The organism is Desulfopila aestuarii DSM 18488 (assembly GCF_900143695.1).
GTDB lineage: Bacteria > Desulfobacterota > Desulfobulbia > Desulfobulbales > Desulfocapsaceae > Desulfopila > Desulfopila aestuarii.
In genome coordinates this window covers 122,522-132,320 of record NZ_FRFE01000017.1, presented here as the reverse complement: position 1 = coordinate 132,320, position 9,799 = coordinate 122,522, and the positions used below count along the sequence as shown (strand labels likewise).

General features: G+C 48.1%; 7 protein-coding genes. 2 read left to right on the top strand and 5 right to left on the bottom strand.

Translation table 11 applies throughout. The annotated features are described in order from the left end of the window. A partial coding sequence (tnpA, locus tag BUF15_RS16520) for an IS200/IS605 family transposase (RefSeq protein ID WP_143170746.1) occupies window positions 1–230 on the top strand: 230 nt, incomplete at its 5' end. A 92-nt stretch (window positions 231–322) separates the two neighbouring features. Here the strand turns inward: tnpA and hgcA are convergent. Next, on the bottom strand, window positions 323–1,519 hold the full coding sequence (gene hgcA, locus BUF15_RS16515; protein ID WP_250697408.1) for a mercury methylation corrinoid protein HgcA: 1,197 nt from the start codon (window positions 1,517–1,519) through the stop codon (window positions 323–325). 71 nt (window positions 1,520–1,590) lie between these two features. Beyond that, complete coding sequence (locus BUF15_RS16510) at window positions 1,591–2,907, bottom strand: hypothetical protein (protein ID WP_073614810.1); 1,317 nt, start codon at window positions 2,905–2,907, stop codon at window positions 1,591–1,593. Window positions 2,908–3,223: 316 nt separating this feature from the next. Here BUF15_RS16510 and BUF15_RS16505 point away from each other — a divergent pair, with 316 nt between their 5' ends. Continuing rightward, window positions 3,224–4,291 (top strand): iron-containing alcohol dehydrogenase family protein, encoded by a 1,068-nt coding sequence (locus tag BUF15_RS16505; protein WP_073614809.1) that lies wholly within the window; start codon window positions 3,224–3,226, stop codon window positions 4,289–4,291. Between the two features lie 168 nt (window positions 4,292–4,459). Here BUF15_RS16505 and BUF15_RS16500 read toward each other — a convergent pair whose 3' ends face one another. From BUF15_RS16500 to BUF15_RS16490, 3 genes are all read right to left on the bottom strand, one after another. After that, window positions 4,460–4,822, bottom strand: coding sequence for a response regulator (locus BUF15_RS16500; RefSeq protein ID WP_073614808.1), 363 nt, complete (start codon window positions 4,820–4,822; stop codon window positions 4,460–4,462). Between the two features lie 310 nt (window positions 4,823–5,132). After that, entirely contained in the window at window positions 5,133–5,606 is a 474-nt protein-coding gene (locus BUF15_RS16495) for a chemotaxis protein CheW (protein ID WP_073614807.1), read from the bottom strand. A 75-nt stretch (window positions 5,607–5,681) separates the two neighbouring features. After that, on the bottom strand, window positions 5,682–9,785 hold the full coding sequence (locus BUF15_RS16490; RefSeq protein ID WP_073614806.1) for a hybrid sensor histidine kinase/response regulator: 4,104 nt from the start codon (window positions 9,783–9,785) through the stop codon (window positions 5,682–5,684). Window positions 9,786–9,799: the final 14 nt, after the last annotated feature.

Below are 9,799 nucleotides of genomic sequence, written 5' to 3'. Positions count from 1 at the left end.
TACCACCGAAATATGCTGTGTCCCAGGTGGTTGGGTATATGAAAGGAAAGAGCGCAATCCACATTGCACGAAACTACCTTGGGCAGAAGAAGAACTACAGTGGGATGCACTTTTGGGCACGGGGTTATTTTGTCTCAACTGTCGGCACCGACGAAGAGGTTGTTCGGGCATATATCCGGGAACAAGAAAAAGAAGACCATCGTGTCGAACAGCTATCGCTCTTTAAATAAGCGACCACCCAATGGTGGTCAGTAAATTTGTTTAACATACCGCTTTGAGCGGTCCAAAATCTAAAGCCACCGGCTTTGCCGGTGGATACTTACTATGCCTGGGTAATAAAAGGTGCAACAAGCCAGAGAAGAAGGGCGAGTGCCGCAAGACCTATCTGGACTGGCAACCCTTTTCGCATTTCCGCCTCAACACCGGAAAGAGAAGTATAAGGGGTTGAACCGGTAAAATTCATTGCGAGGTACGAGCCAACAGCGAGGATCCATAGAGCTAGAGCCAGTGTGGCAGTAACTCCGGATGAAGAGAGTGAGGTAAAGATTAATCCGGCGAAAATCGAAACGGATAAGCCTTTAAGCCAGAACTGTCTGCCTGGCAGCCAGGGCAGGGCGAGAGGTGTGATCACTGCTCCTGCAAGAATGGCCAGGCCGGTTGCGAGGATGAACTGCCAGGTCCGGCTGATGGCCATCCTGGCCGAGAATATGTCCGGCCCTATACCTGAGATAAGAACAACAAAAAGGATTGATAGCGCCAGTTGCTTGTACATCATACACACTTCGACCGGGATAAGTACCAACCGTTCTTTTGCGGTAAAAGTGATACTTCGCATCTGTTCAAAATCATCAATGGAACCAGAGAGATAACGTGGAAGGTCCGCTATCCGTAATGGGCCGAAGGCGGCCCTAAATGAAGTCATATCTTTGAGGCGTATGGCTGCAACACCTGATGCGGCCAATTGGGGCAGGATTAGTTTTCTGTGACTGACGATTTCGGTGAGTCTGGCTTTTCGAACCTGATATGCCACTTCTTCGGTGGAGAACGTGCCTTTCCCTGCGGCGCACCAGACATTGATGCCACGGGTGTCCACGACAAGAAGCCAGAGGTTCTGAGTGGCAAGGGAAGAACGAACTGCGTCAAACGTCAGTTTGTAATTGGCCGTGACAATGACCGGATCTTCAGGAGAAGGCTGACCGATAGCATAAAGACCGGGAGTAATTTTATATGAATTGCGGACAAACCCGGTACGTGCACCAATTGTCCCCAGGTGGTCACGCAAGGTCAAGGCCGTGGCCACCTGAGGTACCGCTCCAACAGGAGTAGTAACAAAACCCGCGACAAATGGGGCAAGGATAAACCCGGCCCGTTCGTGTTCCCCGGCCCGGGGATCCGTTTCGGGCCCTCAGCAGGGACCAGCCTCCGGTTCAGTCGGTGGAGAGAAGGGATTTGCTACATGAGAGTCCAAAGGCTTGATCGCAGAGATCGGTGTTATAAAGTGTTGCGGCTGGTCGGTCATTTTTTGCTCCCTTGCTTCATAACGAACAGAGCCAAGCTTTGATGCATTGAATACCCTATAAGATATATCTTCTACGTCAGCTTTTCAATTTGCTTACGGAAGAGTTGTAACATGTCGTGACGGATTGCTTCGTGGTTGAGGTAAAAAATATCTTCCGGGAAAAGCAGTTCCGCCACACCTGAATCGAAGATACGTCGGACCTCATATTCATCATGGGCAACATCCTGTTGATACATATAGTTCAACCAGGAGCGGTTGGTATGAATGATGAACTCCACCCGCATCCCTCCTAACCTGGCGAAAAACTTGAGCATAGGAGTTTTGGTGCTGGAACCGGTAGCAGTTGAACTGTATTGGCTATTGCCTGTGAGGGTGTCAGAAATATCTTCCAGCACCATGAACGAATTGGCGCGGGAAGCGCTCTGGGTCAGGTGTTTCTGGAAAACCTTAACATCTGCAACCGAATCAAGCACCGCCATGAGGCCGAGCTCGTCGTCAACCGCTACAGCAGGATTCTTCTCATTTTTACGGAGCAGCTTTAGTACCTTTGCCTCGGGCGGTTTTTTACGGATTGAGACATAAATCGGGTACTCCCTGTTGCCGGCGATAAATCTGCGCCGCTTCAACAGGGTCAGCTTTGTTCCTTTCTCAGGTTTCACAGAGCTCACATCGTTATGGCTAATCACTTTGACATTCATGCAGCGAAAATCTTCGGCAGCATGCTGAGAATGGAGGTAGACAATATCGTGCTCACCGATTTTTTGCTTGGGGCTCCAGACGAAATCATTAAGAAATTTAAGGAAATTCGAAAATTTATCTTCAATTTCGGTTTCGTTTTCACGTTGATGAATGGAGGCGGCCAGGTTCATCAATTGCAATTTTCGCCGGGCCTCAAAACGGGCCTTTTTGTGGTAGCGGTCGTTAAAGACAATAAGCAACAATTGAATGGGGTCGTTAGTCACCTCTATTTCGTTGGTCGTAGCGATATGGGAGGCATAAGGTTTGAAAATCTTGCCTCGCAATTCGTTGACCACGGCATCGGCAGTGCGGGCGTACTCATGCACTCGATACTCTATTTCCCTGACACTGCCTTCTATGCCAAACATGTTGCCCAGCCGTTCATAAGCTCGTTTGCTGCGCTCGGCCCTCAGTTTTGGTTCATGCAGGAGCGTGTGGATATCCTGAAATCGTGAAACTTCGAGGAACTCGAATGCCTGGCTGCGTAGCGCACGATATTTCGTCATACTATTTCTGTTTTGAGCCAGCTGCTTGACCCACTTTCGGGTCAGTGGGGAAAACTGTTCGAAGAGATTGACATTCTCCAGAACAGCAAGGGGTCCCTTTTGCTGGAGAGAAATAAAAACGCTGTTCGCATCAATGACAGACATGAAAAATACCAGGTAAAATAATGACAAAAGTAAACTGAAACCGGATTTTATAGTGGGAAGTACCGGTTTGGAAAAACAAGCAAATGACTTTGAGGCGCTATAGTACCAGGAAAAAGGTAACGAGGAAACGACTCTATGATGAGTTCCTCCAGCCGCATCGTTTTAATAGTGGTCGATTTCCCGACAATTCCTGATAATCGGTGAAATCAATTCAACCTTGAGTTTTATCAAATAATCTGTTACGGGAGCTATAGCATAAAATCGACAGGAAGAGTGATAACCTGTTTTTACTTTTTATAGGTGATATGGGAAAAAAATGTACAGAAACTTCAGTATAGTTCCAAAGATAATGTTTGGTCGCGGCGCTTTCAATCAAATTGCTGACATTCTCAACGAGCGACGAATTGGGGAAGGCGCATATATGGTCTTCGTGATTGATGATGTGTTCACCGACGCACCGCTGGAAGCTCGACTACCGTTAGAAAATGGCGACATGCTGCTGCGTGTGAACGTCGAAGATGAGCCTAAAACCAAATACATAGATGAGTTGGTTGAGAAGATCAGGGCCTTCAATCCGAAAAAGCCGGTAGGGGTTATTGGCATTGGTGGCGGAAGTGCAATGGATATTGCAAAAGCGGTCTCGCTGATGCTCAACAATCCTGGCTCATCTGCCGATTATCAGGGTTGGGACCTGATAAAGAATCCGGCTGTCTATCATATGGCGATTCCTACCCTGGCCGGCACCGGCGCCGAAATTTCACGTACCGCCATTCTTACCGGGCCGGAGAAAAAGCTTGGCATCAATTCAGATTATACCCTGTTTGATCAGATCGTTCTCGATCCTGAATTGTTGGTTGGGGTTCCCAAAGACCAGTGGTTCTATACCGGAATGGACTGCTATATTCATGATGTCGAGTCGCTGCAGGGTACATTTATCAACGAGTTCAGCAGGGCCTATGGCGAGAAGTCTCTTGAGCTGTGCCGCGAGGTATTTCTTGGTGAACACGAGGATAAGGATGACAAACTGATGATGGCCTCCTATTTTGGCGGGATGAGCATTGCTTACTCCCAGGTTGGCGCTTGTCATGCACTGTCTTATGGTCTCTCATATGTGCTTGGCATTCATCACGGTATCGGTTGCTGTATTACCTTTGACTATCTTGAAGATATTTACCCTGAAGGTGTTGCCGAGTTTCGCAGGATGATGGAAAAACACGATATCACTCTGCCGCGAAATCTTACCAAGAATATGAGCGAGGGCGATCTGGAAAAGATGGTCACAACTGCTCTGGGGTTAGTCCCCCTGTGGGAAAACTGTCTTGGGCCCGACTGGCGCAATATCATGACCCGGGAACGCACGCTGGAATTGTATAAACGTATGTAGAAGACAGCTTTTATTTGCTCGTCACATTTCCATCAAGAAAAAAGAAGAGCCCCGTAAAATCAGCTTCTGATTTTACGGGGCTCTTCTTTTCATTCCTTGCCTGCTGATAAACGTCTATATCAGCACCACTCCTTCAATAAACTATACAGTCGTTTATGGGAGTTGGTTTTAGATGTGTTTTTTTATCGCCGCCAGCAGATCGTTTTCATTGTATGGCTTGAACACATATTCGTCGGCACCCTGTTTCATCCCCCAGAATTTGTCACTTGGTTGTGACTTGCTGGTGACCATGACGACCTTAATATTCTCGGTTTCAGGGGTTTTTTTCAGCTGCCTGCAGACCTGAAAGCCGTTCTGTTTTGGCAATATGACGTCCAACAGAACGAGGTCAGGTTTATGTTTTTTCGCCAGCTCAATGGCAACCTCTCCTTCGGTGGCAGTGATCACATCGTAGCCGTTGTCTTTGCAGAGTTTCTCGGCGATATGCATATCGGTTGCACTGTCTTCCACTATTAAAATCAACTTACTCATTTTTGCTGCTCCGTCTAACTGTTGAACATATAAAGGTAGAGAAAAAGGGGCACTGGCCCTATACGCCATCAGCCTTTTTCCATCGTCCTTTTAACTAACCATTCTGGTACGATGATGTATTCTAGGTTTTTTTGGTGGTGAAGGCGAGCCCTATTTATATATTATCTTTCTTCAAGATGCTCCTTGGCGCTGTTAATTGTGAAAAATAGTAATATATACTTATTGATAGCCAATAATTAATGAGGTGGAAAATCATATCTGCCAAACATTGTTTCTGCGCAGCAGGCAGGGGACAAAACTCAAATTTTAATTATGATCTCTGCAAGATCCCAGGGATGTCAGGTATAATTACCAGCTGGTTATCAGGCAGGGTGAACGCCCCGAGAATGTGTGCAGCATTTTCACGTAATCCTGTGTGCTGCGCAGTTACACTGTTGAAATTGAGTTTTCTGACCCGAATTGGATGACTGAAACGCAGGATTGCTTTTACCAGTTTACCTTCCGGGGTTGGACTTTTGGTGACAATGTAGCGATAGCTGGAAACAGATGTTGATTCCTCAAGACCGAAATGTTTTTCCAAGCTTACAACCGGAAGCATTTCCTCCTGATATTGGGCGCGTTCCAGATGGGGGTGTTCTGCACTGGGAGGAAGCTTGGCAATATCAGTGAGGATATATTCGACCTGCCGTTTGGAAATAAGCCAATAAATATTCCACCCGTCGATAGGCGGTGTGTTGGCCATGATCATGGCGACTTCAGGACTGGTCTGCGGGAGTGTGCTCATTACTTCGCCTAGTCTGTTTTCGTGAAATGGTTGAACCTGAATCAGGTTTACGACAATGCTTCAAGATGTTCTTCGTTAGCGCTGATTCTCAAAGTCGGTCAGTAATCCTATAAAGTCGTCTTCCTGGAAAGGTTTGGTCAGATAATGGTTGACTCCGAGTTCCTCAGCTTTTCTCCTGTGTTTTTCCGATGCTCGTGAAGTCAGCATGATGACGGAAATATGGCTGAGTTCCTTATTGTTGCGTAGCGTCGCCATGAATTCATAACCGTTCATTCTCGGCATCTCAATGTCGAGGATAATGACATCCGGAGTGAAAGATTCCATCTTCTCCAGGGCGTCAATGCCGTCAACAGCTTGATGCGGCAACCAGGAATGGCTCTTGATGAGTCGGGTCAGACTGTAGCGAACACTGATCGAGTCGTCAACTATGAGCACTTTAAGTGGGCCGAGTTCTGCTGTGCTACTGATAGTGGCAGAACTGTCTGCCTGCGCGACGGTTGGACGACGTCCGGAGGAGAGTTCCGCAAGGTTCAGGATCGGTATTATCGCACCCTCACCTGTCAGAGTAATGCCGGTGATACCTTTAACATAGCGCAGATGGCTCCCAAGGTCTTTGACGACGACCTCTCGTTGTTCGTCGATCCGGTCTATCTGGATGGCGACATGATTATCACCTGTGTCGATGACAAGTGTAAGGAGATCACTGTTTCCTTCCGGTAAGGTGGTAGCCGGCAGGTTGAGATACGGGGCCAGTTGCTCTATAAAAATTGGCTTGTTGTGCCACATGACCTGAGGCGTCTCGCCTGCAATTACCTCATCGTTTTTGAATTTGTGTACTTCTACGATGTCCTGAATCGGTACGGCAAACAGATGGGTATTGACCTCGACCACAATTGCACGGTTGACGGAGAGCGTAATGGGGATTGTCAGCTCAAAAGTAACACCCTGCCCAGGATTGTTGATGACCTTAACAGTACCGCGAAGTTCCTGAATGTTCCGGGCGACAACATCAAGGCCGACGCCACGGCCGGAAATCTCACTGATGTCGTCTTTGGTGCTGACACTTGGTCGGAACAGGTAGGAGAGCAGGTCCTGGTCACTGAGCTGGCTATCTGCAGAAATGACATTTTCAACAATGAGCTTTTGCCGTAGTCGGGCAACATCAACGCCACGGCCGTCATCACTGATTTTCAAAATAACTGTACGACCACGTTGAGTGGCATCGAGGGTGATCTGGCCAGTGGCAGGTTTATTGAGTGACTGACGTGTAGAACGTTCTTCGATGCCATGATCGATGCAGTTTCGAAGAATGTGCATCAGCGGATCGATGGTTTTAGACCAGATAAAACGATCCATCAAGACATCTTTACCGACAACCTGCAGCTGAACTTCCTTTCCAAGCTGTTTAGCCGTCTGCCGGACAGTACGGAAGAGTGCGCTTGAAATTGAGGAGAGCGGTGTCATTCTGATACGCAGCAGTTTCTCCTGCATCAGCTTCATGGAAAGTTGCTGTTTGGCAACCTGACCCTGAAGACTGGAATTCAACGCCATCATCTCACCATGAATAGCGTTGACATCGACAGAAATCTCATTGAGTGACCGAATTATAAGATTGAGCTGGGAGTAACGGTCCAATTCAATGGGGTCAAATTCCGACATCGGGCTGGAGGTCCCTTCATCATCCGTTTCGGCGAGGAGGGGGGAGCCTGGTCCGAAACCGTAAAGCGACTGGGCCTCAAATCCGACCTCTAGTTCCTGGGACTTCCGGCGGAGGGTATCTTTAATAGTGTTCAACTCATCTAAAGTACTGGAAAATCTATCGAGAAGTTTTTCAACGGACCCTCGGGAAACGACCAATTCGCCCTCGATATTAACCAGCTCCTCAAGATCGTGGAGCTTGACCCTGATGTTGCCTGCCTCGGCAGGAAGAGCCACCTGGTCTTCTGAGGGTGCATCCGGAGCTTTTTCGAAATGGGTATCAGCTTGAAGAACGCTTTCATCTGTCGGTACTGTTGCAGGCGTAACCGTGCGTTGCTGCAAGTGTTGTTCGATCAGCCTGGCCAGGGCCCTGGTGTCGGTTATGGTAACCTCCTGAGGAGCACGGACAAAGGTCTCTATGTCGTCAATCGCCTCGGCGATAATGGTGATATCTGCCGGGCTGAGGTCACGAGCATCATCATGGAGCCAATCAAGAAGATCCTCAAGGGCATGAGCACAACCGGCGAGATGATCGAAACCTGTCATGGCCGCGGCGCCTTTTAGGGTATGGATCGCACGGCGCATATGGGCGAGACGATCACGAAGCGCAGTTTCTATCGTCCTTGTAGACTGGACTTCTGATATAAGACTGTTGAGTTCGGTATTTATAACAAGAAGGTGTTCGGTACATTCCGTCTGGAATATTTCCTGCAACTCCAATTCTTCTTCATTTAGCTCCCCATCGTGAGCTGTCAATCCGTTATCAGCTCTCGTAGCCGCGTTGGTGAGGTCGGTAATGATGTCCTCTTGATGAACTTCTTCTAAAGGAGAGAAGCTGACACTGTCGACGGAATCGGGAATTTGCTCGAACTGATCATCTATCTCATGTAAAGAGGAAGCGGAATCATCTTCACCCTGGAGATCTGTAAGTGAACTGATATCATTGTCGTGGAAAATTTCCTCGGCATGAAAGTCTGAATTATCCTGTTGTTGTCGTTTGGCGAGATGTTCTTCAACAAATGAACAGTCCTGATCCGGGCTCTCATACCCTTCCATAGCAAGGGTCTCAGACTGAGCATGAATGGTTACAAGACAATCATGAATAACGTTAAGATCCTGACCTGTGACATCCTGGCTTTCTTCTTCGAGCCAGCGCAACATTCGCTCAAGCCCGTAGGCCGAGGCAGAAATACGGCTATGTCCGGTCATGGCCGCAGCACCTTTCAGAGTGTGGGCACTGATTCTCATCCGGTTAAAGCTGGATCGCTGTTCGTCATTTTGCTGAATTGCCTCGCTCTCAGGAAGATCAAAACTGCCCAGTTCTCTGGTCAGTGCTGCCAGATGCTCGTCACACTCCATGAGGAACAATTCGCGCAGCTCTGTCTCTTCGCTATCAGAAAATGAATCAGTATCAGAAGTGGTTGCGTCTGTAACAAGGTTCGTGAAGGGCTCGTCAGTGAATTCGTTATCATCAAAAGATAAATCACCGAAGATCGAATCATCCTGAAACAACGTGTCATCGGTAAAGGCACTGTTGACGTCGGTGTCGAGTGTATCGAGGTCTGAGAAGACCAGCTCATCAGGTTCAGTTTGCTTATCGGTGAGTGAGGTTATGACTTTGCTCAACTGTTTTTGAACAACAGGGACAACCTCTTCGCACTCATCAGGGGGGAGGGCAAAGATAAGATCGAGATAGGAGATAAATTCCTGAACCAGCACGGGGGTGCAGGTGTCTGTTGCTTGCGGGTTGTGTTGGAACGTGTAGAGAATATCGAGAAAATGACGTAGGAGCTTTTCAAGTGAGGTCAGGCCGGCAGCATGGGTACAGTATGCCAAGGTGGAAAGAGCGGTGATAATCGGCCGCAACACTGTAACCGGCAAAGTAGTTGCCGAAGATTGGGCAGAACAGTCTGCCAACTCTCTGAGCAGCGGCAACACGGACCGCAGAATCGTCAAACATTCGGTGTGCAACGATGAAAGCTCATTGCTGAGCGAAGATTGACCACTATCAAATTGGTTTTCAGTATCTACACTTCTACTGAGCAAAGCCTGGAGCGAACTCGGCAGTACAATCGGGTCTTCCTGTCCGGATGATTCATGGAGGCGCTGGAAAAAGGAAACGGTAGCCGCCAACAGATTGTCTTCTGCCGTGACCGATTTGTCATCGAGACAGCAGAATTGTTTGATGTGGGCATTGACGGTTCCAAGAAATTCCAGTTGTTCGCCGGTGGCAGGGCTCTCTGATTCAAGAAGACTGGCCAGGATAGCTTCGCAGATTGCTGCGGAATTTGAAAGACCGGCAAATGAAACCTGTGATGCTGCTCCCTTAATATTATGGAACAATCTATGGACTTCGCTTAATGCTTCCTGGTTGTCGGAAGTGTTCATCAAGAGGGCTATCTTGTTTTCGATTTCCGGCAGATAACTTTCAATCTCCTGGAAAAGAATTCCCGCGAGTTCCGATCGTGGTAACGACGACATCTAAATCTCCCTGG